Genomic DNA, 26,564 nt, shown 5'->3' with positions numbered 1-26,564 from the left:
GTATATGTGCATTGGGTATCGGTGAAATCCAGCCGAAACAGTAGCGTCAGAAATTGAACAGCAGCACCGCCTGCAGATAGACGTTGCGCCTGTCGTTGCCCTGCAGGCTCTTCACGTCCTTGCCGCGCGGCTCGTAGATGCCGATCAGCGGTACGAAGGTGAACTTGTCGTTGATCTGCCAGAAGGCGAACAGGTCGATCTCGCGTCCGTCCAGATCGGCCGCATCGCCGATCGAGCGGATGTCCCAGTACTGCAGCGTGACCGCCAGATCCTCGCGCGGCGTCAGCGTCAGCTCCAGCCGGTCGACCTTGTTGCCGCTGTTGGCCGGCCCGGCGTAGTTGGCGGCGACTTCGCCCTGGAACCAGGTGCCCAGGCCGCGGCTGAGGCCGAAGAACAGCGGATCGAAGGCCTCGTTGCGGGTGGTCGAGGCCTTGTCGGCCGAGAAGCGCGCATGGCGGTAGTTCAGCGTCGGGCTCCAGGCGACGTCGGCGAAGGTCCAGCCGCCTTCGACGAACCAGGCGTCGGCGTCGTTCTTCACCGCGGTGTCGCCGCCGCGCTGGTCGACGTACTCGAAGGCCACGAACAGGTTGTCGACGCCCAGGCTGCCCTGGCCGCGCAGGTTGGCGATGCGCATGCCGTCGCGATGGTCGAAGATACCCAGCCCGGCGCCCTTGTCGACGCCGAGCACCTTCATCCAGCTCAGGCCGAGCGTGCCGTAGGTTTCGGACACGTACTCCAGGTTCAGCCCGCCCAGCTCGGTGTCCTGCTGGTAGGGGTTGTTCGACTTGAGCCAGAACACGTCGCCGCGCCACGGTCCCGCGGGGTCGATGCGCAGGATCGCGGTGTTGCCGAAGCTCTTCTTCGCCGCGAGATAGTAGGCGCCGCCACGGTCCACATCGACGCCGAGCACGTCGAGCCCCTTGCCGAGGTTGACGCGGTCGGCGGCGATCAGGAAGCCGTCGCCGAGCTGGAACTGCTGGCGGCCGAAGGAGAAGTCGAACACCCCGCCCGCGCTGCGCCAGCCGAGGTAGGCATCCTCGAGATCGACGTCGCGCTCGCGCCCGGTGGTGTAGCCGCCGGCATCGCCGTCGCCCCAGGTACCCTGCGCGATGGCGCCCAGGCCGCCGTACAGTTCGCCTTCGCCGGCACGCGTGCTGCCGGTCAGCACACCGTGGATGAAGGCCTCGCGCCACTTCTTGCCACCTTCGCCCAGATAGTCTTCGCGGGTGGAAAAGGCGCCCGCCATGCCGTCCACGCTCAGGCCCAGCGAGCCCCGCTCGCCCTGATAGAGGTCCAGCGCCTGTGCCGGCCCCAGGCCCGTCAGTCCGGCGGCCAGTGCGGCCACCACCTTCGTTCGAATGCGCATTCCGTCGTCTCCTCGATGATGTTTTTCTGGTGCTGCATCCGCGCGGCAGCTCAGGCCGCACGGGCCCTGTCCCGTCGACGGGACAGGGTTTCGACCTCAGCGCACGAAGACCTGTCCGGTGCCGAGGGACATGTCGCCGCCCGGCAGTTGCACGTTGCCCAGCTTGGTCAGCGAATCGGCGTCGTAGATGGCGATGTCGTTGAAGGTACCGGTGAGATAGAGCCGGCTGCCGTCATGGTTGGTCAGCAAGGTGTAGTAGGTATGCTCCAGTTCCACCGCCTGCAGCAGCTTGCCTTCGGCGATGTCGTACTTGGTCAGCCGATGCAGCAGGCCGTAGATGATGTTGCGGTCCTTCGGCGAACGCAGTCCGGTGAAGTAGATCTCGGTCAGCGGCCCGAACTCGCGCGCCTCGGCCTCGCCCGTCAGCAGGTTGACGTTGAGATAGCCGTACTGGAACTCGGCCGTCTCCATGTCCTGCTTGTCGTCCTGATATTCGGCCGTGGTGTAGAGGATCGTGAAGTCCCGCTGCGGCGTCTGCACCGGCCAGATGTACAGCACGTCCAGCGGCGCGTGGGTGCTGCGGTTCCAGTCGCGGATCGGCAGCTTCACCTTCATCTCGCCGGTCTTCACATCGACCTCGTACAGGTTCTGGCCGGCAAGGTAGAGGGTGCCGTCGGGCGCCGCCTGCATGATGGTGGACTGGCGCGGCGCCGGGAACGTGCGCACCGGGCGGGCATCGAGCCCGGCACTGCTGTCATAGACCACGAAGCGCGGTTCGCCGACGCGGTAATGGTCGCGGTTGATCGTCGTCGGGTTCTGCACCGCGTACAGCTCCTTGCCGTCGGCGCTGATCGTGAAGGACGCGATGGACTTCGCCCGTTCGTTGTCGGCCAGCGACATCTCGGCGCGGAACGTCACCTTGCAGGAGTCCAGTTCAATCCCGTAGATGGTGCCGAAGCGGTTGTTCAGGATGTATGCGGTGCGCCGGTCGGGCGAGATCTGCGTCAGGCCCGGACCGAAGGCATCCGGCAGCGTGCAGGTCTTGTAGACGCTGGCGGTCGCCACATCGACCACGTTCAGGTTGTTCGGGTAGTTCGCCACCATCAGGTACTCGCTGCCCGGCTGCAGCGCCAGCGACTCGTTGGCCGCGGCGGCCGGCATCGCGCTGCCGGCGACACAGGCCGCCACGGCGGCGGCGCGTGCACTGCGGCGCAGCGCGCCGCCGATCATCGTGTTCTTCATGTCTGCCCCCTTACAGCTTGTCGCCCGGGAACACCGAGCCGAGGTTGCGCCAGTCTTCGCGGGTGTTGGCCGCATCCTTGTTCCAGTCCGGATAGGTGATCATCGTGTCCGGCACCTGGGCGGGCCACCAGCAGGGGTCGGCGCAGCCGTAGAGGTCGGACTCCATCGGCTGGCACAGCGAGGCCACGCCGCCGAAGGCGTCGACTTCCCAGCCGGGGTCCACCGTCGCCGTGCAGCCGGCGATCGCACTCATCGCCACCACTTCCTCGACGCGGTCCTCGCCGACGGCCTGCTCCAGCAGCTTCGCCTTGTTGTTGATTGCCTTCAGATGTTTCATGACGCCCTCCTCGGGGAAATGTGCTGTTCGATGAAGGCCGGGTTGCCGGCCATGATGCGGCTGTAGACTTCGATGCCGAAATCCACCCAGTCGCGCATCAGATCGCAGTAGTGGTAGGTGGGGTGCGTGGCGTCGCCGTAGCGCGCATAGCTCTCGTGGTAGCAGCCGCCCGAGCACAGGTTGCGGATGCGGCAGCTCGCGCAGCCGGTGTCGCTGCGGTCCAGGCGCTGCGACAGGAAATCGCCCAGCTGCTCGCGCTCGATGCCGTCCTTGACGTTGCCGAAGGTCGGCAGCTCGGAGCCGGTGAAGCGGTGGCACAGGTTCAGCTCGCCCTTGTAGTCGACCGCCAGCATCTTCAGCCCGGCGCCGCAGGGCAGCAGCTTCTTGTGCCCTTCGTGCATGTCGGTGATCAACTGGTGCATGTTCGAGAAGCCGATGTTGCGCCCCTCCAGCGCCGCCTCCAGGTAGCGCCGGCCGAGCTGCTTCATGCCGGCGAAGACCTCGGCCACTTCCTCGTTGCTCAGGTTGAAGGTGCTGATGTCGCCCGAGGTCACCGGCGCGAAGCCGACTTCGGCGAAGCCCAGCTCGTTGAACAGGTGGTCCCAGATGCGCTCGACCTCGGTCGTGCCGTGGGTCAACGTCACCCGTGCGCCGACCGGCCGCGCGGTATAGCGCGACAGCAGCCGCTCGGCCTTGCGCCGCACGGTTTCGTAGGTGCCCTGGCCGCCGACCGTGAGCCGGTTGCGGTCGTGGATCGCCTTTGGGCCGTCGATGCTGATCGACAGGCCGAAGCGGTGGGCGTTGAGCCAGTCGATGGTGTCGTTGGAGAGCAGCGTGGCGTTCGTCGTCATGACGAAATCGACCTGCTTGCCCAGGCCGGCGAAGCGTTCCTCGCAGTAGGCCACCACCTCCTTGATCAGCGGCAGGTTGCTGAGCGGCTCGCCACCGAAGAAGACCACGTTGTAGCGCGGCTCGTCGGGCGATTCGCGCAGCAGCATCTCGATCGAATCGCGCGCGGTGTCGAAAGCCATCTTGCGGCCGGCCGAGGGCTTGTCGAGATCCTCCTTGTAGCAATAGGTGCAGCTCAGGTTGCAGCCGGTATTGACGTTGAGCACTACCGTCGTCAGCGGAAAGCGCTCGAACACGTGCGCGGCCGCCGCGCTGCCGGCCGGGTGGCCGTCGTCGACCAGCTCGAGCGCAACCAGGTCGCGGATCGCGCCGGCGACGTCGTCGGCGTCGAACTCGGTGCGCAGGCCATCGATCAGCGCCTCGGCGGTCAGGCTCTGGCGGCGGATACGGTCGATCAAGGCTTCGGTCAGCGGATCGAGCGCGAACAGCGAACTGCTCGGAATGTGGAACAGCATGCGCGTGTCGTCGACGCGCAGCTCGTGCAGGTTGTGCTGCACCAGGTTCAAGACGGCACCCATCGGAGCCTCCTCAATCATCGGGATCGTGGGCGGCGGGACATCGCCCGCCGGGACGCGGAACACGGCACGCGGCCGCTCACGGAATCGGCGGGTTGTTCCAGCGCTGCGGCGCCACGATCAACTGCCCTTCGCCGCGCACCGGCGTGCCGCCCTGCTGCACTTCGGCCACCACCTTCAGGTTGCCGACGTTGTTCGCAGACATCCGCCTCAAGGGATTGGGGCCTGCACCACCGGGCACGAAGACGCCCGAAGCCTCGTCCATCAGGCCGGCGAACTTCACGTCCTCGTCGCGCACCGCAACCTCGTCGAACGGCTCCACCGACCACCTGGCCGGCACCACGCCGATGCGGAAGTCGTCGCTGGTACCGGGTTGACCGTCCGGCCCCGCATCCCAGGCCTCGGCGTCGAAGCGGGCCTCGACCTTGGCGGTCGGCGTGCCGTTGCCGCCGATGCGGGCGACGGCATAGGCGGGCAGTACCTTGAGCTCGCCGATGCGCTCGTACACCGCCAGGCTGCCGCCGCTGGCCGCACCCACCGTCACCGGATGCACGCCGCGCGCCGCCGCCTCCGCACGCACGCGCAGCACCACTTCGCTGGCCGAGCGGCGGACGGTTTCCAGCAGACTCACGCCTTGCGGCAGGCCGACTTCTCCTTCGAGCTTCGAGCCGACGATACGCAGTTCGCCTTCGTCGCCCGCCTTCAGGTAGGCGGGATGCACGGCCAGCACGCGCGCGTTGCCGTCGCGCTGCAGGCTGGCGACGACGTCGGCACCGACTTCGTCGTGGTCGCGCAGGAACATCCGCCCGCGCAGCACGCCGTCCTCCAGCGCGAACACCTGGCGCATCGGCGTGCCATCGACGACGAGGTCGGCACGCCATTCGTAGCCGGTGTAGATCAGCGCCTGGCCCTTGCCCGCCATCGGCTTGCCGTCGTCCCAGCGGCCCTCGAAGCTCAGCGCATGGAGATCCTGGGCCTTGCCGGCCGATACCTTCATGACGCCGGAGAAGCCGCCGCGGCCGGTCATGTGGCCGCTCAGGCTCCATTCGCCATCGACCGCCTGCGGCGCGCGCGCCTGCCAGGCTTTCCAGGCTTCCGACTCCAGCGGCAGCTTGCCGGCCAGATCGGGCACCACTTCCTTGAGCGCAATCCCCAGCCAGTCGCGGTCGCGGCCGAAGGCCTGGAACTCGGCGGTGGGGTACTGGCCGAGGTGGAAATGCACCAGGTGCTCCCATTCCGACGCCGGGCGGCGCTGCAGCAGCACCCGTGCACCCGAGTGGCAGCGCGCGCACATCTGCGTGAACTGCTCGGATTCGAAGGCCTCCATGGTGTTCAGCCGGCGTTCGAGCGCATAGCGCGACCCTTCGGTTTCGGACGGCGCCAAGCCCTGGGTATCGGCCAGATGCTTGACGACCGCGCGGCGCTCCTCGTCGGTGATCTTCAGGCCATGCACGATCTGCATGCGGGCGATCGACATCAGCCAGCCTTCGGGCGACTTGCGCTGGTCGGCGATGCGGCTGAAGCCCGCATCGGTTTCGGTGTGACAGGCCAGGCACTTTGCGCGCAGCAGGGCCTCGGCTGAAGCGGCGGCCACTGCCGGCGAGGATGCCAGCGCAAGGCCGACTGCAACCACGCCGCTCATCGCGGCGGCAATTTTTTTGATCTTCAAGACCGGATCTCCTCTTGGTACCCGTGGATGAAGCATCCTCCGGCAGCGCGGCCAGGCCGTTCGCCATACGAAGGACACCGCAACGCTGCGCGGGCCGAGGACAAACACCGGCCGGCTCGCGGCGGGCGAGCCGATCCTGCATCTCCTTTCTCCACCGGGGCGCGGCACGGGGCCGGCCTCCAGCCCTTCTGCGAGGGCCTGCGCAACATCGACATCTACCACCCGCCTGCCCCGGTCGCTGCCGGAGTCACGCGGAGGCTGGACAAATGCAAGGCGATCGGCGTTAGCCGAAAACGGCAAGCCACCGGCACGCTACCGGCTTGCACAAGCGGCCCCCGCGTGCCATGCTGGCCTGAAAGACGGGCAAGCGATGAATCGCGCCCGTCCTTACGCCCCGCAGCCAGGGGCGCATAACGACAAGAACGATCGCCCATCGATCGAGTGAGGACGAGACATGTTCGCCACGCTGCACACGCCCGAAAGGCGAGGGCAATGAGCGCGGTCGCCAAGCCTATGGATGCGGGCGGCCCGATCGCAGGCACCGCTGCTCCCGGCACCACGGCCCCTTTCTCCTACACGCTGCGCGACACGCTGGACGCCGACGAGCATGCCGCCTGCCTGAGCAACTGGCAGCAGCAGTACGACCAGCTCAGCGCCGGCCTCTTCGCCGGGGAATTCGAGGAGTTCTGCTTCGGCAAGGTGCAGCTGTTCCGGGAAACGCTCAACCAGTCCGTGCACCAGGCCGGCATCGCCTGGCCGGGCTCGCGCACCGTGGCGGTGCCGACGATCATCGACGGCACGGGCTGGTTTTGCGGCGAGACCTATTCCCGGCACTCGATGCTGACGCTCGGCGACGGCGACGAACTCGACTTCCGCACGCCGCGCCGGCTCGAAATCCTCGCCTGTACGGCAGACGCGGCCGCGCTCAACACCTATGCACTGCAGGTGGAGCACCGCGACCTCGAAGCAGAGCTTGCCGGGCATACGCTCATCCCCGCCAGCCCCCAGCAGATGGAAGCTTTCGGCAGCCTGCTGGCGACCATGATGGCCAGCCTGCGCGCCACCCCGGACCTGCTGCGCCACCCGCAGATGCGCGCGGCGATGGAGCAGGCGCTGTTCGCCACCCTGCTCGGCACGCTGCCCCCCGCGCCGGCTATCCTGGCGCCATCCTGTAGAACCCGCCAACTCATCGTCGCGCGAGCACGCGAATACATGGAAACGCACATCGACGAGCCGATCAGCGTCGCCGACCTATGCACCGAACTCGGCGTCTCGCGCCGCACCCTGCAATACAGCTTCCAGGACGTGCTCGACCTGAACCCGGTGAAATTCCTGCGCGCGATCCGCCTCAATGCCGTGCGCCGCGCCCTGAAGCAGGCCGGCGGCAGCGAACGCGCCACCGTCGCCGACATCGCGGCATGCTGGGGATTCTGGCACCTGTCGCACTTTTCGGCCGAATACAAGGCCATGTTCGGCGAGCTACCGTCGGAAACCCTGCGCCGCGGCAGCTAAATACAAATAATTTATTCGCCCATTAGCCCAAATCGGCAATCCGGGCTTCAGCAAATCCACCCCTGAGCTCGCATCCAGGCGGCGATTCGCACCGCAACATCAGCATCCAGGCCCTCCATCGCCTGCAATACCGCTTCGGCCGGCCTGCCCGGCGCCGCCTGCACTGCCTTCAGCAAGGGCGCCAGCGGCACGCCATCCAGATGCCACACGCCCAGCGGCTGGTCGGGCGTGACGACCACCTCCTCCTCGACGATCCTGCCATCGCGGACCACTGGCCGGCGTGCAGCCACCGCCATACCGGGCTTGACCTCGGCGTGCAGCGGTGCCCGATCGGGCCAGTCCCGCCGCGCCGCCCAGAACGGTTCTTGCGTCCAGCCCGTTTCCTGGGCGTAGAAATCACGCCCGATGCGGGCAAAACGATAGAACAGGTGCTCGATGCGCTGCTGGTGGAAGCGGCGCGCCAGGGCCGCGCGCGCGGGGTCGTGGCGCAGCGTCGCCACCACCGCCGGCGCCTGCAGCGCCGACGACAAGGCCTGGAAGATGCCGTTGCCCGACAGGGGATCGACCGCCATCGCCGCATCGCCGACGCGAATCCAGTCGTCGCCGGCCAGCACTTCGTTGAGCACCGGCGTACTGGTTCGCGCATGGGGCTCGCCAACCGGCTCGGCATCCCGCAGGAAAGGCGCGGCGGCATCGATGCCGCGCAGGCGCGCGGCGCAATAGCCAGCCAGCGCCTTTTTCGGCGGCAGCGCGGCACTGCGCACGTCCAGTGTCAGTTGCAGGTAGCGCCGGCCATCGGCCAGCGCCGCCATCCATGCCCAGCCGTCCTCGCAGCTCTGCACCGCCGAGTGCGCACTGCCGGGTGGCCCCTGCCAGTACTGCAGCAGCGACACCGTTTCGGCGCCGCGCACGCGCGGCAGCCCGCCGCCCGGCGCCGCGCGGCCGCGGGCCTCGACGATGAAATCCGCCGACAAGGTCCGCATGCCGCCTGCCGTCTCGACCCGGATCTCGTGGCGGCCCGGCGCGGAGACGACTTCGGCGACGTGGCCGCGCACCACCCTCACGCCCAGGCGCTCGAGGTCGTCCAGCACGCCGCGGTCGAAAAGCTGGCGATCGACGAGGCTCTCCTGATTGGCCTCGGACAGCGTGCCGTTCCACTGCGCGCGGCGCGGCGACGGCGGCGCGAACGCGCCCATGGCCTGCTCCAGCCCCAGCCCGCGCAAGGCTCCGAGCACACGCGCCGACACGCCTTCCACCGCAGCGAAACGGCGCGGTTCGCCCACCAGCGTGACCGGCTCGCCCATGCGCGCCAGCCCGATTGCCGCCGCCGCACCCGCCGGCCCGGCGCCAATCACGACGATTCCGTCAGCGGCCATGTCTCAGCTTCTCCCGTTTCAGGCTCTCCAGATCTTCCACCCCGTGGTAGCGCGCCTGTGCCGCCAGCCAGCCGGACAGCGAGGCCGCGCTGCCACCGGCCGCCAGATGGCTTGCGGCCATGCCGCTGAGCCAGGCACAGGCCATGCTGGCCCCTGCACCTTCCAGGCTGCCGTCCAGCGGCCGCACGCAGGCGCCGTAATCGGCATGTGCGGCGCCGAGCGCGGCGATCTCGCCGGCTGCGGCACAGCGCGCATCGCCCGTCACCCGCAGCACGCCGGGGAAACCGGATGGATAGACCGGCTGGCCGCGCGCCGGCGCCGACGCGCACAGCACCACGCCCGCCGCCAGCGCACGCGCGCAGGCGGCCGCCAGCACCGGCCGCGGCTCGCGCAGGCCCAGGCTCAGGTTGATCAGCAGCGCATCCTTGTCCACCAGCCAGTCGATCGCCGCCGCCACCTGTGCGGCAGACGTCGCCAGGCGGTCGCGGAACACCTGAGCGACCAGCAGTTCGGCCTGCGGCAGACAATGCAGCAAAGCTTCAGCGACGCGGCTGCCGTGCCCGAGCTTGTCCACTTCTGCAGGCATGCAGCGCAGTTCGCCGCCGTCGAGCACGAAGGCGGCGGATGCGGCTACGTGCGGCACCTGCGCGGCCGCATGTCCGCTATCGACCACCCCGATGCGTATCCGCGCGCTCATCTAGACGGCCTCTCCACTGTCCGGCAGCACGCTCAATCGCCCTGCCTGCAAGCACACTCGCAGATCGCAGCCGGCCAGCGTCGCCGGGCGATGGCTGATGAGGATGCGGGTACGGCCGGCGAACAGCGCATCCACCTCGGCGATGATGCCGGCCTCGGTCGCCTCATCCACGGCCGACGTGGCTTCGTCGAGCACCAGCACGCAGGGCTGCTGCAGCAGCGCGCGAGCGATCGCGATGCGCTGGCGCTGGCCGCCGGAAAGCTGCTGGCCACGCTCGCCCAGCGGCGTGTCCAGCCCCTGCGGCAGGCGTTCGACGAGTTCGTCCAGCCGCGCCCGCTGCGCAGCCTCGCGCACCGCCGCATCGTCGGCCTGCGGCGCGGCGTAGCGGATGTTGTCGGCGAGGGTGCCGCGGAACAGCACGATGTCCTGGCTGACCACCGCCACCGCGCGCCGCAATTCACCAAGCCCGATCCGGCGCAGATCGGTGCCGTCGAGCCGGATCGCGCCTGCACCCGGATCGTAGTGCCGATGCAGCAGGTCGATCAGCGTCGATTTGCCGGCGCCCGAGGCGCCGGTCAGCGCCACTTTCGCGCCGGCCGGGATCGACAGGCTGGCGCCGTCGAGCACCGCGTCGGGCCGTTCCGCATGGCGGAACACCACCTCGTCGAATTCGATCGCGCCGTGCCATGAACGCGGCGCCGGCTGCACGGCGGGCCGCGACTCGGCGGCGCCTTCATCGCCCTCGTCGACGACCTCGGCCGGCGCCTCGCGCAGCTCGCTGACCCGCATCAGGCTCACGCTCATGCGCTGGATGGCGACGTACAGCCCAAGCAGGCTGTTGACCGGGCCGGTCGCCATGCCCAGGTAGGTGGAGAACGCAATCAGGGCGCCGAGCTGCCAGCTGCCTTCGATCACCCACCAGCCGCCGATCAGGAAAGCCGCGGCACGCGTCAGCGAGGTCAGCGTCGATGGCACGGCCTGGGTGAAGAACTCGGTGCGCTGCAGCCGCAGCAGGTCGCCGAGGTAGCGCTCGCCCAGGCGGTCGAGCCGCGCGCGCTCGTCGGCTTCGCGCCGCGAGGCCTGGATGAACTTCATCGCCGGCAGCGTCTCGACCAGGAAGCTCGACACGTCCGCTGCGCGCTCACGCACCGTGCGCGTGCGCGCTTCCACCTTGCGCCGCATCCAGCGCAACCAGGCCGCCTCGAGCGGCACCAATACCAGCACCAGCAGCGACAACTGCCAGGACAGGCTCAGCATCAGCACCAGCGCGCCGACCAGGCCGATGACGCTGCTGACCGCGGCGAACAGGCTGTCGACGGCGAAGCGCTGGATCTCCGCCACGTCGCCGTCGAGCCGCGACATCAGGTCGCCCATGCGCTGGCGGCCGTAAAAAGCCGGCGACAGGGTCTGCAGGTGGCGGTAGAGATCGCTGCGCAGCGCGAACAGGATGCGGCCGGACAGGCGCGTATGCAGCTGCCGGTTGACGCCCGCCAGCACGGTGCCGGTGATGCCGGCCAGGATCATGCCGCAGGCGACCGCCACCAGGGTCGGGTAATCGCGCGCGATCAGGCCGTCGTCGATCAGCATCTTGGTCAGCCACGGCTGCAGCAGCACCAGCAGGGTGGCGCACAGCGAAAGGGACAGCAGCCCGGCGATCGCACGCCGCTGCGGCCGCACGAAGCCGTACAGCCAGCGCAGACCGCGGCGCAGTTCGTCCGGCCGCTCGCTATGGACCAGGCGGCTCAGCACGGAACACCCTCCAGCAGTTGCATGACCCATCCTCGCGACCGGCGGACTGCCTTGACCCGTTCCATCTCTCCGATTAACCAAATCACCAAGGTCAAGCCCGAGGAGAGGCTGGCGAGCACTTGCAGGTCCTTGCACCCTTCTCACCACCCAAACTCCAGGTTAATTCGGTGACTATCGATATAGGGTGAAGCAGACTCATCGTGGTGCTTTCCGAAGCGCGTGAGGGGGTCAGCATGCATGTCAACCGGTTTCTAAACAATAGATAAACTCATCGCTGACATCAGCGCAACGACCGGCTGGCACTAAGCCGCGAGCCATGGACGCTCACCCACCTGGATACACATCAAAGGCCAGGAGGGACGGCGGCCGTGGACTGGCGAAGCGCTTCCAGGCTGCGGCGGCCGATTTTGCGGGACGGGCCACGCAGGCGGGCGCCGCGCCTGGGGAGTCAGAAGCTGCGCGTCAGGTGGACCAGCCACTTGCCCGACGCCGTGTTCTTGCAGTGCCGGCCATCGTCGCACACGGTGTAGAGTGGCTTGTCGGCGTCGGTGTCGACCCAGGCGAGTCCCGCCTGCCAGCCGCCGTCGAAGCTCTTCTCCAGGCCGATCTTCCAGTCGGTGAAGTTGTATTCGCCATAGTTGCGCACGTACTGGTGGCCGACGTGGGCACTGACGGTCCAGCCGGGCAGGAATTCATGCGCCAGATTGGCCTCGACGTAGTACGAGCCCTTCGAGTCTCCCCTCCCCAGGCCGAAGGATTTGTCGTTGAAGCCGAAGTAGTCGCCCAGGGTGTGCGAGTACTTGAGGCTCAGGAATTTCCACGTGATGCCGGCGTAGAGTTCCAGCGTGTCGTACTTTTCGCGCGTGCCGTCGATCCTGCCGCCGGGAAAGATGAACTGCAGCAGGCCGATGTCGTAGCCGAAGTCACCGATGGTGTTCGCGTAGCCGCCATAGACGTCGATTTCACCCGATGCGTCGTTGAGCGCGTCGTCGCTGACGCTGGTGCCCCACACGCCGAGGTAGAGTCCGCTGCCATGCGCCAGGTCGAAGCCGCCCTGCATGGCGGGCCTTTCCTGGGAATACGAAACGCCCCGGAACACGTACTGCGAAACCAGGCTGACGTTCGCGCCGAGGGCAAAGGGCGGTGTGGCTGTGTCGCTGGCATGCACGGCGGAGGCAGCGGCCAGCAGGCTTGCGAGCAAGGTGTTCAGGGCCGTGCGTTTGATGTATCGCTTCACTTCGGATGTCTCCTTGAGTCATGGGCCGGCGGCGCCGGTTCTAGGCGCTGGGGAGCGCCGGGTTGCACGCCTGCGGTCACGCCGGGGCGCGGCATACGGATGCGCACGCCCCCGGCGTCTTGCTTACAGGCGCCCCGGGGCTCGCGCAAGCCTGGCAGCGGAGGCTACGTGCGGCTTTGTACGGACTTTCCCCGGCGGGCACGTTGCGGCGCGAATGCGAGCCACAGCGCGCCCGCCGCAGTCAGCATCAGGCCGAGCCAGAGCAGCGAGATGAACGGGAAGTAGCGCAGCACCACCGTCGCCTGCGGCGTTTGTGGACCGCCTTCGAGCGCGGCCACGGCGGCGGCGGGGGAGACCCACAGTTGTACGTCACGCGCCCAGCCGCGCTCAATGAAGGGGTGCAGCACGTATCCCGGCGAATCGGCGTAGCGCGCGTAGCGGTAGTCGAGAATCTCGCAGATCTCGCGCATCGGGCCGTCGTAGCCTTCGACGGCGCTGCGGCCGTCGCGGTACAGGGTCTGGCCGCTGGCCAGGCGCTGCGACGGCGTCAGCAACTCGATGCGGGCGAAGGCGCGAAAGCCTGCGTCGCCGTCCGCGCGGCCACCGTCGGCCGTGCGCTCGACATCGACGCCGGTGACGCGGAAGGCGTAGCCGTGATGGTCGTGCCGCCAGTCGTCCGACAGGGCGACCACGTGCTGCGAGTAGCCGTTGAGGGCCGTCGACAGCAGGGCTCCCCACAGCGCGAGCATCGATCCCACATGCACCAGCCCGACGGCGAGGGCATGGCCTCCGGCGGCCGTCCTCGCCGCCGTTCGGATGCTCCAGGCGCTCGCTGCCAGGGCCAGGTAGGCGCCCGCCGCGAGGCTGGCGTCGATGCGCGGCAGTACCGCGACGATCCGCTGCGACAGCACCCCGGTGCCGGTGTATTCGCGTGTCAGCAGGCCGCCTTCGAGCCAGACGCCGCCGCAGGCGAGCGCCGCCAGCGCCAGCGACGTCCAGCCCAGCCGCGGCGACAGGCGGCGCATGAAGAACCAGCCGCCGAGCAGGCCGATGAGGATCAGCGGATACAGCGCCGCCCGTGCCAGCGCGTAGCCGTTCACGTCCCACTGCGAGAAGGCCGCCCTCAGTGCCGGCAGCTCGCTGCCGTGCGCCCAGTTGGCCAGCGTGGCGAAAAAGGGCTTCAGGTCGTCCGGCCGCGGCAGTTCCTGGGCGCTGGCAAGGAAGGCCCAGGCGAGATGTCCTGCGGAGGCGGCCGCAATGAAGGCGAAGGCATACTGGGTGAGGCGCAGCCCCCACGCGGCGAAGCCCTGGCGCAGCGGCGCAGGCGCGACGCGGGTGCGCCCGCGCCACCCGCGCCATCCCATTGCCGCGCCGGCGGCGGCGAGCAGCGCGGCGAGGGCGAAGTACACCGGCGCGCTGGCCGCGCCGACGTAGCGGTGCGAACTGGCAAGCGCCTCATACCGCGTCACACCCATGGCGACCAGGGTGAGCGCGGCCGCGCATAGCGCGGTGGCCGGCATCCAGCGCCACGCCGGCCGTCCCGCCCGCCAGCCGGGGATGCCGTGCAGGTGGGCGCCGAGCAGGCACCAGACAGCGAAGACCGCCGTCTGCACCGGGTCCCAGTGCCAGACCAGGCCATACATCGCATCCTCGAAGGCCCACACCATGCCGAAGCCGATGCCGCCGGTGAGCAGCATCCAGGCGCGGCGCGCGCACATCTGCGCATCGTGCGGCCACTGCGCGGCGTGGCCGCCAAGCGCGGCCAGGGCCGGCGCGGCAAGCGCCAGTATCCACGCGTAGGCCGCCAGCACCAGCGGTGCATGCAGCAGCATCCAGATCTTCATCAGGTGGGCGTTCATGCCCTGAGACGCCGCCTGCGCCAGCAGCTCGGCGGGCGTGGCGGAGAACGGCCTCAGCCAGGCGGCGAGCAGCGCGATGGCGGCGGCAATGAGCGCTGTGGCATCGACGCGCACGGACTGACTGCGGCCGCGTGCCGCGAGGCTGGCGCAGAAGGCCGCCAGCAGCAGCGTCGTGCCTTCGTCGCCGCCCCACAGGTTGCCCAGCTTCAGGTGCGGCGGCAGTTCGGCGCCGCTGTACAGCCAGACGTAGCGCACCTCGAAACGGTCGCCGAGCAATAGCAGGGCTAGCCCGAGCAGTGCGCCCCACAGCAGCGCCGCCGCGGCCCGTGCCCAGGCCGAGCGGCCGATTGGCCGCAGGCCGGCGGCAAGCGCGCAAAGGCCGGCGCCCAGCACCGCCAGGTTGCCGGCGGCGGGCAGCGCGGCGCACGACAGCGCGGCGGCCGGCAGGACGAGCCAGACCGCCGGGCGGGCGTCCGTTCGGTGTTCATGCATGGCTTGGCTCCGGAAGGGGCGCCGCGCCCGGCGCGGCGCCATGTGCGGCATGGGCTTGCATGGCGCCGGCCGGCTTCAGCGGCGCACCAGGCGCATCGAGCTGAGCACCTGGTCGCCGCGGCCGACGATGATGGTGCCCTTCTTCTCCAGCGTGTCGCTGTCATGGACGGCGATCTCGTTGATGGTGCCGCCGATGTACAGCTCCTTGCCGTCGGACGACACGTTGACGGTGTAGAAGGTGTGGTCGAGGTCCACCCGCTTGAGCAGCGTGTTGGTGTCGAGGTCGGTCTTGGTGAGCTGGGTGTACACCGTGTAGGCTTCGTTGCGGCGCACCGGGTTGATGGCGGTGGAGAAGAACATCACCGTCGCGTCCTCGAATTCGGAGAAGCGCACGGTGTCCTTCTCGATGTCCAGCGCCCAGATGCCGGCCCGCAGCGACTCCTTGCCGTCCTTGTCCTTGTGCTGGATGAAGTAGGGCGTGGCGAACTCGTTGGTCTGCTCGAACTGCGGCGACACCGACAGCGAGTCCGGTTCGCCGTAGCCTTCGCGCTTCCAGCTCTTCCACGGGTGCGAGCCGATCTGCTCGCCGGTCTTCGGATCGAGCACCAGCATGTCCCAGGTGAAGGTATACAGGCGCTTGTAGTCGGGCGAATAGGCCAGCGTGGTGGCCCGGCGGGGGGCGGGCAGCTTGCGCACCGGCTGGGCATGGATGCCGGCGGCGGTATCGTAGATGGCGATGTAAGGGTCCAGCACCTCGTATTCGCCCGGCTTCAGGCGGGTCGGATTGACGTACACCGCCAGTTCCTTGCCGTCCGGGCTGACGTCGATGGCGAAATGCGCCTTGGCGCGGATGTCGGGCGAGGACAGCTCGGCGCGGAAGACCTCCTTGCCGGTTTCCAGGTCGATGCCGGACACGCTTTCCCAGCGGTTGTGGATGGCGTAGGCGACCTTGCCGTCCCGCGACACCGCGATGCCGGCGACGCTGTTGCCCGGCGCAGTGTTGGGGATCTCGTGGGTCTTGACCACCTGGCGCGCCTGGGCATCGACGACGACCAGCTTGTTGGGGCGCACCGCGGTGACGAGATAGTCCTTGGCGGCCAGGCTGGCCTGGCTGAGCAGGCTCATGCCGAGGCCGACGATGCCGAGCGCGAATGCCTTGCGCAGGGTGGATTGCTGCTTGTTTTTCATTGTGGGAGTCTCCTGGCGCGGCGGCGGCGCCGCCGCGCCTAATGCATTGGCGGGATTCGTCGACCGGGTCCTACTTGGGGTAGACCGACTGCAGCTTGGTCCAGTCCTGCACGGCGGCATCCTTGCCGGCGGCCCAGTCGGTGTAGTTGTGCAGGGTGTCGGGCACCTGCGCGGGCCACCAGCAGGGGTCGGCGCAGCCGTAGAGGTCGGCCTCCATCGGCTGGCACAAGCCGGCGACGCCGAGGAAGGCGTCGACTTCCCAGCCCGGGTCGAAGGTCGTGGCGCAGCCGACGACGGTCTGCATCGCCATCACTTCCTCGGCCTCGCCCCCGCCCTTGCCGATCGCCACCTCGACCTGGTGGGCCTTCGCGTTCATCGCTTTCATGTGCTTCATAGCTGGATACTCCTCGTGCTCAGGTGTTGTCTGAAAAAGCCCGGGTTCTTGACCAGAATCTCGGTGTAGATCTCGATGCCGAAGTCCACCCAGTCGCGCATCAGGTCGCAGTAGTGGTAGGTCGGCGACAAGGGGTCGCCGAAGTGGGCGTAGGACTCGTGGTAGCAGCCGCCGGCGCACAGGTTGCGGATGCGGCAGGTGGCGCAGCCCTTGCCGGCGCGGTCGGTGGCCTTCTCCAGGAAGGCGCCCAGCGCCTCCTTGGCGATGCCTTCGCCGACGTTGCCGAAGCGCGGCATGTCCGAGCCGGTGAAGCGGTGGCACAGATTCAGGTCGCCCTGGTGGTCCACCGCCAGCAGGCCGACGCCGGCGCCGCAGGGCAGCGCCTTCTTGCGTCCCTCGTACAGATCGCTCATCAGTTGGTGCATGTTGGAGAAGCCGTTGTTCTCCCCGCGCAGCGCCGCGTCGCGGTAGGCGCGGCCGAGCGCCTTCATGCCGTCGAAGACCGCCTGCAACTCGTCCGCGTCGAGGTTGAACGCCGTCAGCGGCCCCGAGGTGGCGGGCGCGAACCCCACCTCGAAGAAGCCCAGCTCGCCCTTCAGGTGCTGGTGGATGGCGGACACGTCGGTGTAGCCCGCAGTCATCGTCACGCGCACGCCGACCGGCTTGGAGCGGTAGCGCGCCAGCAGCATCCGCGCCTTGGAGGCCACCACCGAGTAGGTGCCCTTGCCGCCGACGGTGAGCCGGCGGCGGTTGTGCACCGCCTCGGGGCCGTCCATGCTGATCGACAGGCCGAAGCGGTGGCGGTCGAGGTAGTCGACGATCTCCTCGGTCAGCAGCGTGGCGTTGGTGGTCATCGAGAAATCGACGTGCTTGCCTTCCTCGGCGCAGCGCCGTTCGGTGTAGTCCACCACTTGCTCGATCAGCGCCAGGTTGGTCAGCGGCTCGCCACCGAAGAAGATGACGTTGATACGGTCGTGGACGGCACCCTCGGCGAGCAGCAGTTCGATGCTCTTGCGGGCGGTGTCGAAGTTCATTCGGCGTCCCTTGGACGGGACGTCCAGATCCTCCTTGTAGCAATAGGTACAGCTCAGGTTGCAGCCGGTGTTGACGTTCAGCACCACGGTGCTGATCGGAAAGGAACGAATCTCCGTGCGCAGGCCCAAGTCGGGCCCGGCGGGGGCGTCGCACAGGATCGACAGCTCGCGGAAGTTTTCGAAGGTCTGTGCCAGGTCGGAGGCCGTGACACGGCCGTCGAAGCGCTCGCGCACGCCATCCAGCGAGACGCGATCGTTTTCCTTCAGGAAGTCGAGCAGCGAGCCGCCCACCTCGTCCAGCTCGAACAGGCCGCTGGACGGGATGTGGAACAGCATCCGCCGCTCGGGCAGCTTCACGTCGTGGAAGCTGTGGCGGTTGACGAACAAGGTGGTCATGGGGTCGGCTCCTTTGCGCGTCTCAGCGCAGCGGCGGATCGTTCCAGCGCTGCAGGGTCACGATCAGGTGCTTGCTGGCGCTGAGCTTGCGTCCGGCGTCATCCACGGTCGCCGTCACCGCCAGTTCGCCGGCATTGTTGGTGCCGAACCGGCGCTTGGGGTTGGGGCCGGCATCGCCGGGGATGAACAGGCCGTCCGCACGCAGGGTGCCGGCATAGGCCGTGTCCTGCATCTCTTCGGCGAAGGCGTTGGCGTTGATCATCGACCAGGTGGCGGGAAAATAGCCCAAGCGGATGTCGTCGGCCGTGCCCTGCTTGCCGTCGGGGCCGAAGGCGTAGCCCACGCTCTCGAACTGGACCGGCACTTTCGGCAGCGGACCCTTGCCGCCGCCGACCACGGCCATCGCCTGCTCCGGTTCGACAGCCACGTAATCGACGTTCCGGTAGAGCGCGAGCCCCTGCTGCAGCCGGGCGTTGCCGACCGCGGCGGCGCGCACGCCGTCCTTGCCCGCACCGTCGGCCCGCGCTTCGACCACCACCTTGCCGGCGGAGCGCTCGACCACCCTGGCGACCGTGATGCCGTCGCCCAGATTCACGTCGCCCGACAGGCCGTTGCCGTAGAGAGTGACGTGCTGGGTCGTGCCGGCCTTGATGTGGGTCGGCTCGACCGCCAGCAGGCGCTCGGCCGAGCCTTTGCCGCTGCGGGCGGCGAGCAGGCGGCCGCCGATCGCGTCGATGCCGTTCTCGTACCAGCGGCCGGACAGCGTCTGGCCGTCGGGCGACAGCGTGAACACCTGCCGCACGTCCATGCTGCCCTGCTTGACGGAAGCGCGCCATTCGTAGCCTGTGTAGACGATGGCTTCGCCTTCAGCGGTCTCGCGCTGGCCGTCGGCATAGTCGAACTGGAACTTCACCTTGTAGCGGTCGGTGCCGGCGCGGTCGGCCTCGATCGTCGCCACGCCTTCATAGGCGCCGCGGCCGGGGCGGTGGCCGGCGAAGCGCCAGGTGCCGGCGGCGCTGACCCGCTCGCGCTGCTGCCACTGCTGCCAGGCGCCGCTGTCGTTGGGGTACAGCTTGCCGAGAATTGCCGGCACCTGCGTCGTCGCCAGCTCCCACCAGTTGCGGTCGCGGCCGCCGGCCTGGATCTCGATCACCGGGTACTGGCCCACGTGGTAGTGGGGCAGCTTGGCCCAGTCGGACTCAGTGCGGCGCTGCAGCGCGATGCGACCATAGGAGTGGCAGCGCGCACACGTGTCGAAGGCTAGCTGGGCTTCGCCCTGCACGCGCTCGACCCGGTTGAAGTCGCGCTCGATCAGATAGCGGTAGCTGTCGGTCTCCTCGGGCGCCAGGCCGCGCGTGTCGGCCAGGTACTTGACGACCGCGGCGCGCTCGTCGGCGCTCAGCTTCACGCCGTGGCTGATGATCATCCGCGCCACCGTCATGTCCCAGCCTTCGGGGGTACGGCGGCTGTCGCCGATGCGGGCCAGTTGCCCGTCTTCGGCCGGCGCGTGGCAGGTGATGCACTTGCTGTTGACCAGGGTTTCGCCCTGCGTCGCGGCCTGTGCCGGGGGGGTGAGAAGCGGTACCGCCAGGCTCGCGGCCAGCGCGAGCATGCGGGGTTTTCTCCCGTGTACTTTCTCCATCGAGTTGTCTCCTTCGTGAATCTGGATTGGCGTGGCCGCGCATGAGCGGGCGGCTTCGATATCGGATGGTGGCGCGGCCCATACCGGGCGCCGCGAAACGACTATAGGAGGGAAGGCCCCAGGGGCTTATCGGGAAACGGCCAGAGGCAGCGGCGGCCGTATCAAGAATCGGCCACGTGTTTACATCCCGGGGGGGCGAGGGCCGCCGGGTGCGGAAACGCCCCGCCGCGCGCGGTGGCGGAATCGGCGGATGCGCGGCGGGCAGGCAAAAAAAGACGGCCCGTAGGCCGCCTGAAGACTCACTTTCGTGAGATGGGGGAGAACGCCGGCACCCGCGCCGCCCTGCAGCGGCGTGGGGCCCAATTCATCAGAAGAACCCGAGCTTGTTCTCGCTGTAGCTGACGAGCAGGTTCTTGGTCTGCTGGTAGTGGTCGAGCATCATCTTGTGGGTCTCGCGCCCGATGCCCGATTCCTTGTAGCCGCCGAAGGCCGCGTGCGCCGGATAGGCGTGGTAGCAGTTCGTCCACACCCGCCCGGCCTGGATCGCCCGGCCCATCCGGTAGGCCACGTTGCCGTTGCGGCTCCACACCCCGGCACCCAGCCCGTACAGCGTGTCGTTGGCAATCGCCAGCGCCTCGGCTTCGTCCTTGAAGGTGGTCACCGCCAGCACCGGGCCGAAGATCTCTTCCTGGAAGATGCGCATCTTGTTGTGGCCCTTGAACAGCGTCGGCTGGATGTAATAGCCCTCGCTCAGCTCACCGCCCAGCGCTGCCTTGTCGCCGCCGATCAGCACTTCGGCCCCTTCTTCCTTGCCCAGCGCCAGATACGACTGGATCTTGCTCATCTGCTCGCGCGAGGCCTGCGCGCCCATCATCGACTCGGTGTCGAGCGGGTGGCCGTGCTTGATCGCCGCCACGCGCTTCAGCACACGCTCGATGAACTTGTCGTAGATCGATTCCTGGATCAGCGCCCGGCTCGGGCAGGTGCACACTTCGCCCTGGTTGAAGGCAAACAGCACCATGCCTTCGATCGCCTTGTCCAGGAAGGCGTCGTCCTTGTCCATGACGTCGGCGAAGAAGATGTTGGGCGACTTGCCGCCCAGCTCCAGCGTGGCCGGGATCAGGTTGTTGGCCGCGGCCTGGGCGATCACCCGCCCCGTCGAGGTCGAGCCGGTGAAGGCGATCTTGGCGATGCGCTTGCTGGTGGCCAGCGGCATGCCCGCTTCGCGACCGAAGCCATTGACGATGTTGAGCACGCCCGGCGGCAGCAGGTCGGCGATCAGCTCGACCAGCACCAGGATCGACACCGGCGTCGATTCGGCCGGTTTCAGGACCACGCAGTTGCCCGCACCCAGTGCCGGCGCGAGCTTCCAGGCCGCCATCAGGATCGGGAAGTTCCACGGGATGATCTGCCCGACCACGCCCAGCGGTTCGTGCAGGTGATAGGCCACGGTGTTCTCGTCGATCTCGCTGATGCTGCCTTCCTGCGCACGCAGGCAGCCGGCGAAGTAGCGGAAGTGATCGACCGTGAGCGGGATGTCGGCGTTGAGCGTCTCGCGGATCGCCTTGCCGTTGTCCACCGTCTCGGCGTAGGCCAGCCGCTCCAGGTTCTGTTCGATGCGGTCGGCGATCCTGAGCAGGATGTTGGCCCGATCGGCCGCCGGCGTCTTGCTCCAGGCCGGAAACGCCGCATGCGCCGCGTCCAGCGCCAGCTCGATGTCCTCGGCCGTCGAGCGCGCCGCCTGCGTATACACTTGGCCGCTGATCGGCGTCACCACGTCGAAGTACTGGCCCTTGACCGGCGAAACCCATTTGCCGCCGATGAAGTTGTCGTACTTCGCCTTGTGCTGCACCGGGGCCCCGGATTGGCCGGGCATTGCGTAGATCATCTCGATGTCTCCTGATGGAAGTGATGGTGGTGATTGGACAAGTGTCCGCGTCGCAGTCCCCGTTCCATCTTCACGGGGTGCTGGAAACGATCGGGAGGGCTACCGGCATCTAATGCCCGAGTACCTCTGGGTAGTAGCACATGTATCCCGTTCGGCAGTGCTCCTCGGAGGGTCTCAATGCCTGCGCAAACTGCATGATGTGTTCATCGTCTTCGCCCGCCTCGATCCGGTCGAGAACTGCTCTGACCATGCGCACGCTGGCAAGCTTCCTGGCTGTGGGGGCCTCCCTGCCGGCGATCTTCACGGCAGCGATTCCGCCTCTTAGCAGGCTAGGCAACGCACACAGCCCGCAGGGACCAAAGGGCATCCCCTCCGCATTCGTCGTGAATCCGCAGGAGAAGCGATACCAGAGCCATTTCCGGTATTCCTCGTCATTGTCCCGAAGCTTGTCGAGGGCAGGGCCGTCCAGCGTCCCGCTGCCACGCCGCCTATAGTGAGCGGTATGATTATCCAAGCAGATCGGGCCGCCCAGGCTCTGCGGTAGATGGAGCGTGGCGCAGGCGCCTTCTTCGAATACGCAGCCATCGTTGAGGATGAAAGCTTCGATTTCGATACCTGGCACTTCGGTGGCGATTTCGCAGGCCTCGCCCACCGTCACGTCGCGCGGCAGGATCATCCGTGACGCGCCCAGTTCCTTGCAAAGCCGGGCAGCACTGCCGTTGCGACAGGTTGCCACGGAGCTGACGTGGATGCGCGACAGCGGCACGTGCTGGAACAATTCGCCGACCAGCCCGAGGTCGGAAACGATTAGTGAGTCTCCCCCGATGCCCAGAAAAAACTCGGCGATCGTGATGGTGGCGGCGATCTGTTCGTCAGTATAGGTCTGCGCATTCAAGACCAGAGAGATCGAACCCCGGTGTCGATGAACGACGTCGACCGCGCGATGGAGTTCGGCACGATCACGGAAATTGCCTGATGGCCGCCGGTTGGTACTCACTGCACGGAACCTGCCGATCCATTCATCCGGGGCGAAGCCGCAATAGAATTCCCGGGCCCCGGCACGTGCCAGTGCTTCAGCCTCCTCCACGCTGGCAATGGGTGCGACGATCTTCATATCGGCTCTCCCGGCACGACGATCCGACTGATGAAACCTCGCTCGATTGCGTTTCTCACGACCTCGAACATCGTTGCCGAATGCTTGCTGATGATGGAGTTACCGATCTGATATACATCTCGTGTGTCGCGGAAGCCGGGCCGTTCGAGTTGGGCGCTGACTTTCAGACATTCTTTCCTGCATTTGCGCCCGACAGCGAACCGTTCCGGACCACGAATCGAACTCGACCCGATCCGGCACATTCTTCCCTTGGCAACGCAGGCAAATGGAACATGGACACCAGCCGGTAGCGGTAATGTGAAAAAAGTGTCGACATCGGAAGAGAGTGGCACATCGATTTCCATGCGACGAATACCCAGTCGGGCGAATATCGCCCGCAAGGGACGCGGATCGAATCTGAATGCGGCGGTTTGGGCGGCCAGGTCAAGCCGTGGATCCTTCATCATGCGGCATAGCAGTCGCCCTGCGATCAGGTGGAGCGCCGGAAAACGTTCATGGATGAAATGCGCCGTACCCCAGTCGTTGACAATCACCTCGCTCCCATCCGTGAGGGATGGAAGCAGCTTGCCAAGATCCCGGATGAGCTGTGGTGAAGCGATCGGTGTGAGCAGAGACACGCGGCATTGCACTGTCTGTGCATGGGCAATCGCTTTCTCCCAGGTCCGCAGCCCGGGCAGAAGGTGTTCGCAGAACTCGCTACCGACATACAAATGAGTGGGTGTGAAATTCGCGAGCCATGAGGCCAACTCGTGGTCACCCAGCGCGTTCCGCCACCAGGCATACCTGGTGGCGGAGTCGTCGGCTTCGGAAAGCGACATTGGATTGACCATCGATACCGCAAGCTCGAGTGAGTCACCTCCAAATCTTTGCGGCCCGACATTTTTGGCGAACGGTGTTGTTGCAGTCACGCTTGTCTCCCCCGGTGCCGGCACGTGCAATGCGGGCCGAATCATTGTTGGTGGAAAAGGGCCAGTCGATGGGGCCAGCACATCCAACTGCGATGCAAAGTCTGAATGACATCTTAGGGCGGAGGACGAGTGGGGAGTATCGTGAAACGGCCACAGCATCTGGCTGGAGTTATCAAGAATCGGCCAGACGCCGAAGCGGGGTGGCGCCTGCTCTTGCGACAGCAGTGTTACCAACCTAATCTTAACGGAGCCGGCGGAATTAACCGCCCCCTGGCGAGTGAACGTGCGTACCGGAGGCCGCATCCATGCGGCGGCGCTTGAGGAGACGAATCCAGATGATGAACACTGGCCTGCCCCTGGGCCAGGCGGCATCGCGCCGGTCGACCGAGCGATGTTCCGTCATCCCCACCGACGACCCCTGTGTGCATGCGGCCAGCCTTCGGGACTGGACGCAGGACTACCTGCAGCTATCGGCAGGACGCTTTTTCGGCGAAATCATCGAAACGACGATCGGGCCGATTCAAATCTTCCGCGAAACGATTTGGCAGTGCGTGGACGAAAAGGCAAATCCGCGGCGCAACAGCTACACGGTCGGCGTGCCGGTGTGCATGGGGGAAGGCGGCTACTGGCAGGGCCATCACGTGGTACGTGATTCGCTAATGCTGCTGCGCCCCAACGAGGAACTGCATTTCCGCACGCCGAAGAAGTCGACGATTCTGGTCGTGGTCATCGACTCTAACGTGTTTGACGCTTTCGCGCGCGATACCACTGGACGGGATACACCATTGCCGATTGCTGGTTCACATACACGCGAGCTTCCGGAAGCAATGATCCGTCCTTTGCGGATGTCGTTGAAGGAAGTTCTATCGTCAGCAGTATCGACGCCGGAAGTGTTGGAGCATGAGAACTCAATGAAGGCGATGGTCGAGACCATCTTGGGCGCTGCGTTACATGCAGTGTTGGCACGCTCGGCCGAAAGTGAGGTGGCGCGCAGCAGCCATTTCGTGCAGCGCGCAATCGTCGAGCGCGCCCGACAGTACGTTCTTGCCAACAGGCAGAGTCCGCCGACGGTCACTGAACTGAGTGCTTGGCTCAAAATGAGTCGGCGGGGGTTGCATCATGCCTTCATGAACGTGCTGGGCATCAACGTTGTCACCTTTTTGCGCTACGTCAGGCTTCATGGAGCGAGAAAGGATCTGCTGATGGCGGGTCCCGAGGGCTCGGTAAATGGAATAGCTTGTAAGTGGGGATTCTGGCACATGGGGATGTTTTCCGCCTATTACAAAGCTTTGTTTGGCGAACTGCCATCTGCGACATTGCGCAAGACATCCTGTATTTCCATCACGCCGGGGCACTGATCAGCGCGGAAGCCTCTGGCGCGAACCGAGCACCTATGCGCCTTAATTTCGACACCGTGCGGGCCGGTTAGCAGGTGCAGTGCCCCTGGTACAGCGGCTTATGGTTGCAGGTCGCCAGTTTCGCGCGCTAGAGTTCTGGCACATCGCCCTCAAGCCGCCGCATGATTCAGCTTGCGACCAGCGCGCCGTGCTCCCGCCGCGCCACGCCGGCCCGCTCCAGCTCCTTGACCAGCCAGGCGGCCAGCGCATCGGGATCGAGGCCGAGGAAGCGCTGGTTGGCCGCGCGGTACAGCGGTGTTTCGTCGAGGTGGCGCGGCAGTTCGTCGAGCGCCATGCTGCGTACGTCGAGCAGCCTGAAGGTGATGCAGGCACGGATCGCGTTGCGCGCCATGCGCGCGCCGTCGGCCTCGAAGGCACGCAGGCGGGCAAAAGCGCGTTCGAGCGCATCGTCGAATTCGGCAAAGGGCGCGCCGTGGCCGGGAAGGACCACATCCACCGCCAGGCGGCCGATGGTTTCGAGCGTGCGGCGGGCCTCGCCGAGCGCATCGCCGGTACCGAGCACGTGGCCGAACAGGATGCCGAAGCCGTCGCGCCACAGTGCATCGCCCGACATCAGGATGCGGCGCTCGGCGTTGTAGTAGGCCAGCGCGTCCATGTCGTGGCCGGGCGTGGCGATGGCCTGCCATTCCAGCTCGCCGGCGACGAAGCGGTCGCCGGCATCGAGCGTGGCGTCGGCCTTGAAAGGTTCGCCCGCCTGGTCGATGACGCTGAGCAGCAGCGCAGCCTCGTCCCAGCTTTCCACCGCCGGTGCAACGCCCTTCGGCACCGTGATGCTGCAGCCGAAAGCACGCTGCACGGCGGCATTGCCGCCGATGTGGTCGGAGTGCGAATGGGTGTTGATCAGGCTGCCGAGATGGCGCCCTTCGAGCGCGGCATGCAGCAGCGCCACGGTCTGTTCCGCGTGCGTGACGTAGCCGCTATCGACCAGCGTGGCTTCGTCGCCGTCGAACAGCAGCACGTTGTTGGCCGACAGCCAGCCGCGTTCGAGCACACGCAGCGTGTCGGGCAGGCGCGGCGGTGTGCTCAAGCCTCGTCCTTTCCGGCTTGTCCGGCAGCGCCGGGCGCGGGCGCGCCTTCGCTTGCCGGCAATCCGGCCTGGGACTCGGCCGGCGGCTCGGCCTCGGACGTCTCCGTCGTGCCGTAGATCTCGTCGGCCGTGCGGCCGCAGCCCAGGCAGACGCCCGCCTCCCAGTCCATCATGCAGACACCGACACACAGTGCATCGCCGCTCATTCGCGCACCTCCACCGGCTGGCCGGCCTCCTCCAGCCAGACGCGGCGCTCGGCCACGGCGGCGAGAATGGACCGGCGGTCCTCATCCGTAGTACTGCCCCAGCGCACGATCTCCTCGATCGTGCGCTGGCAGCCTTCGCACCAGCCCGTTTCCGGACTCATGCGGCAGACGTTGATACAGGGCGAAGCAGGATTCATGGCGACTCTCTCGGTGGGGCGCGGACGGCGCATGCGTGTGCACCGTCTCGTTGGTGGCAGGCCGGATTATGACCGAGTCGGCGCAGGCCGGGCCGAAACGCCGTCGCGGCCCCCTTCCCCCGGCGCTGAACGGATGCCTCTGCATCGGGTATCCCGGGCCCCCTCACCGGACGCCCTCTCCCACAGGGGGTG

Annotated in this window: 22 protein-coding genes; 2 read left to right on the top strand and 20 right to left on the bottom strand. The window is 67.1% G+C overall.

Features of this window, described 5'->3' with window-relative positions; all coding sequences use genetic code 11:
- Positions 1-46 precede the first annotated feature (46 nt).
- The 5 genes from NX068_RS14740 to peaA (NX068_RS14720) form a co-directional block, all read right to left on the bottom strand.
- The gene (locus tag NX068_RS14740; RefSeq protein WP_263462013.1) at positions 47-1,366 is read right to left on the bottom strand and encodes an alginate export family protein; all 1,320 of its coding nucleotides are present in this window, start codon (positions 1,364-1,366) and stop codon (positions 47-49) included.
- A 96-nt stretch (positions 1,367-1,462) separates the two neighbouring features.
- Positions 1,463-2,608, bottom strand: coding sequence for a quinohemoprotein amine dehydrogenase subunit beta (gene peaD, locus NX068_RS14735; protein WP_263462012.1), 1,146 nt, complete (start codon positions 2,606-2,608; stop codon positions 1,463-1,465).
- 10 nt (positions 2,609-2,618) lie between these two features.
- Positions 2,619-2,945, bottom strand: coding sequence for a quinohemoprotein amine dehydrogenase subunit gamma (gene qhpC, locus NX068_RS14730; RefSeq protein WP_068639426.1), 327 nt, complete (start codon positions 2,943-2,945; stop codon positions 2,619-2,621).
- Positions 2,942-4,372 (bottom strand): quinohemoprotein amine dehydrogenase maturation protein, encoded by a 1,431-nt coding sequence (peaB, locus tag NX068_RS14725; protein ID WP_263462011.1) that lies wholly within the window; start codon positions 4,370-4,372, stop codon positions 2,942-2,944. The genes qhpC (NX068_RS14730) and peaB (NX068_RS14725) overlap by 4 nt, the downstream gene beginning before the upstream one ends.
- 76 nt (positions 4,373-4,448) lie before the next feature.
- Positions 4,449-6,038, bottom strand: a complete 1,590-nt coding sequence (peaA, locus tag NX068_RS14720; protein WP_263462010.1) for a quinohemoprotein amine dehydrogenase subunit alpha — start codon at positions 6,036-6,038, stop codon at positions 4,449-4,451.
- Positions 6,039-6,530: 492 nt separating this feature from the next.
- Here peaA (NX068_RS14720) and NX068_RS14715 point away from each other — a divergent pair, with 492 nt between their 5' ends.
- Complete coding sequence (locus tag NX068_RS14715; RefSeq protein WP_442806750.1) at positions 6,531-7,550, top strand: helix-turn-helix domain-containing protein; 1,020 nt, start codon at positions 6,531-6,533, stop codon at positions 7,548-7,550.
- Positions 7,551-7,597: 47 nt separating this feature from the next.
- On the opposite strand, the gene qhpG is transcribed toward NX068_RS14715, so the two are convergent.
- The 12 genes from qhpG to NX068_RS14655 all read right to left on the bottom strand — a co-directional run bounded on the left by qhpG (position 7,598) and on the right by NX068_RS14655 (position 23,524).
- Entirely contained in the window at positions 7,598-8,926 is a 1,329-nt protein-coding gene (qhpG, locus tag NX068_RS14710) for a flavin-dependent monooxygenase QhpG (protein ID WP_263462009.1), read from the bottom strand.
- On the bottom strand, positions 8,916-9,623 hold the full coding sequence (gene qhpE / locus NX068_RS14705; RefSeq protein WP_263462008.1) for a subtilisin-like serine protease QhpE: 708 nt from the start codon (positions 9,621-9,623) through the stop codon (positions 8,916-8,918). The genes qhpG and qhpE overlap by 11 nt, the downstream gene beginning before the upstream one ends.
- Positions 9,624-11,372, bottom strand: a complete 1,749-nt coding sequence (locus NX068_RS14700; RefSeq protein WP_263462007.1) for an ABC transporter ATP-binding protein — start codon at positions 11,370-11,372, stop codon at positions 9,624-9,626.
- 448 nt (positions 11,373-11,820) lie between these two features.
- Complete coding sequence (locus NX068_RS14695; RefSeq protein WP_263462006.1) at positions 11,821-12,609, bottom strand: TorF family putative porin; 789 nt, start codon at positions 12,607-12,609, stop codon at positions 11,821-11,823.
- 164 nt (positions 12,610-12,773) lie between these two features.
- Positions 12,774-14,960 (bottom strand): cytochrome c biogenesis protein CcsA, encoded by a 2,187-nt coding sequence (gene ccsA / locus NX068_RS14690; protein ID WP_263462005.1) that lies wholly within the window; start codon positions 14,958-14,960, stop codon positions 12,774-12,776.
- 75 nt (positions 14,961-15,035) lie between these two features.
- Positions 15,036-16,148 carry a quinohemoprotein amine dehydrogenase subunit beta gene (gene peaD / locus NX068_RS14685; RefSeq protein WP_263462004.1) on the bottom strand — a complete coding sequence of 371 codons (1,113 nt, stop codon included), beginning with the start codon at positions 16,146-16,148 and terminating at the stop codon, positions 15,036-15,038.
- A 70-nt stretch (positions 16,149-16,218) separates the two neighbouring features.
- Positions 16,219-16,542, bottom strand: coding sequence for a quinohemoprotein amine dehydrogenase subunit gamma (gene qhpC, locus NX068_RS14680; protein ID WP_263462003.1), 324 nt, complete (start codon positions 16,540-16,542; stop codon positions 16,219-16,221).
- Positions 16,539-17,972, bottom strand: coding sequence for a quinohemoprotein amine dehydrogenase maturation protein (gene peaB / locus NX068_RS14675; protein ID WP_263462002.1), 1,434 nt, complete (start codon positions 17,970-17,972; stop codon positions 16,539-16,541). The genes qhpC (NX068_RS14680) and peaB (NX068_RS14675) overlap by 4 nt, the downstream gene beginning before the upstream one ends.
- A 22-nt stretch (positions 17,973-17,994) precedes the next feature.
- Positions 17,995-19,614 carry a quinohemoprotein amine dehydrogenase subunit alpha gene (gene peaA / locus NX068_RS14670; RefSeq protein WP_263462001.1) on the bottom strand — a complete coding sequence of 540 codons (1,620 nt, stop codon included), beginning with the start codon at positions 19,612-19,614 and terminating at the stop codon, positions 17,995-17,997.
- Positions 19,615-19,981: 367 nt separating this feature from the next.
- On the bottom strand, positions 19,982-21,502 hold the full coding sequence (gene adh, locus NX068_RS14665; protein WP_263462000.1) for an aldehyde dehydrogenase: 1,521 nt from the start codon (positions 21,500-21,502) through the stop codon (positions 19,982-19,984).
- 109 nt (positions 21,503-21,611) lie between these two features.
- Entirely contained in the window at positions 21,612-22,616 is a 1,005-nt protein-coding gene (locus NX068_RS14660; protein ID WP_263461999.1) for a U32 family peptidase, read from the bottom strand.
- Positions 22,613-23,524 (bottom strand): hypothetical protein, encoded by a 912-nt coding sequence (locus NX068_RS14655; RefSeq protein WP_263461998.1) that lies wholly within the window; start codon positions 23,522-23,524, stop codon positions 22,613-22,615. The genes NX068_RS14660 and NX068_RS14655 overlap by 4 nt, the downstream gene beginning before the upstream one ends.
- Positions 23,525-23,859: 335 nt before the next feature.
- On the opposite strand from NX068_RS14655, the gene NX068_RS14650 reads away from it, so the two are divergent.
- The gene (locus NX068_RS14650; protein WP_263461997.1) at positions 23,860-24,882 is read left to right on the top strand and encodes a helix-turn-helix domain-containing protein; all 1,023 of its coding nucleotides are present in this window, start codon (positions 23,860-23,862) and stop codon (positions 24,880-24,882) included.
- Between the two features lie 166 nt (positions 24,883-25,048).
- Here NX068_RS14650 and NX068_RS14645 read toward each other — a convergent pair whose 3' ends face one another.
- Genes NX068_RS14645 through NX068_RS14635 form a run of 3 tightly spaced genes read right to left on the bottom strand, consistent with a single transcriptional unit; the run spans position 25,049 to position 26,372 of the window.
- Positions 25,049-25,969 (bottom strand): MBL fold metallo-hydrolase, encoded by a 921-nt coding sequence (locus tag NX068_RS14645; RefSeq protein ID WP_263461996.1) that lies wholly within the window; start codon positions 25,967-25,969, stop codon positions 25,049-25,051.
- The gene (locus tag NX068_RS14640) at positions 25,966-26,175 is read right to left on the bottom strand and encodes a DUF1289 domain-containing protein (protein WP_263461995.1); all 210 of its coding nucleotides are present in this window, start codon (positions 26,173-26,175) and stop codon (positions 25,966-25,968) included. Before NX068_RS14640 ends, NX068_RS14645 begins: the two co-directional genes overlap by 4 nt.
- Complete coding sequence (locus tag NX068_RS14635; RefSeq protein ID WP_263461994.1) at positions 26,172-26,372, bottom strand: DUF1289 domain-containing protein; 201 nt, start codon at positions 26,370-26,372, stop codon at positions 26,172-26,174. The genes NX068_RS14640 and NX068_RS14635 overlap by 4 nt, the downstream gene beginning before the upstream one ends.
- Between the last annotated feature and the right edge of the window lie 192 nt (positions 26,373-26,564).

Source organism: Thauera carbonicopians, assembly GCF_025699485.1.
GTDB lineage: Bacteria > Pseudomonadota > Gammaproteobacteria > Burkholderiales > Rhodocyclaceae > Thauera.
This window is presented reverse-complemented; position numbering and strand designations above follow the sequence as displayed.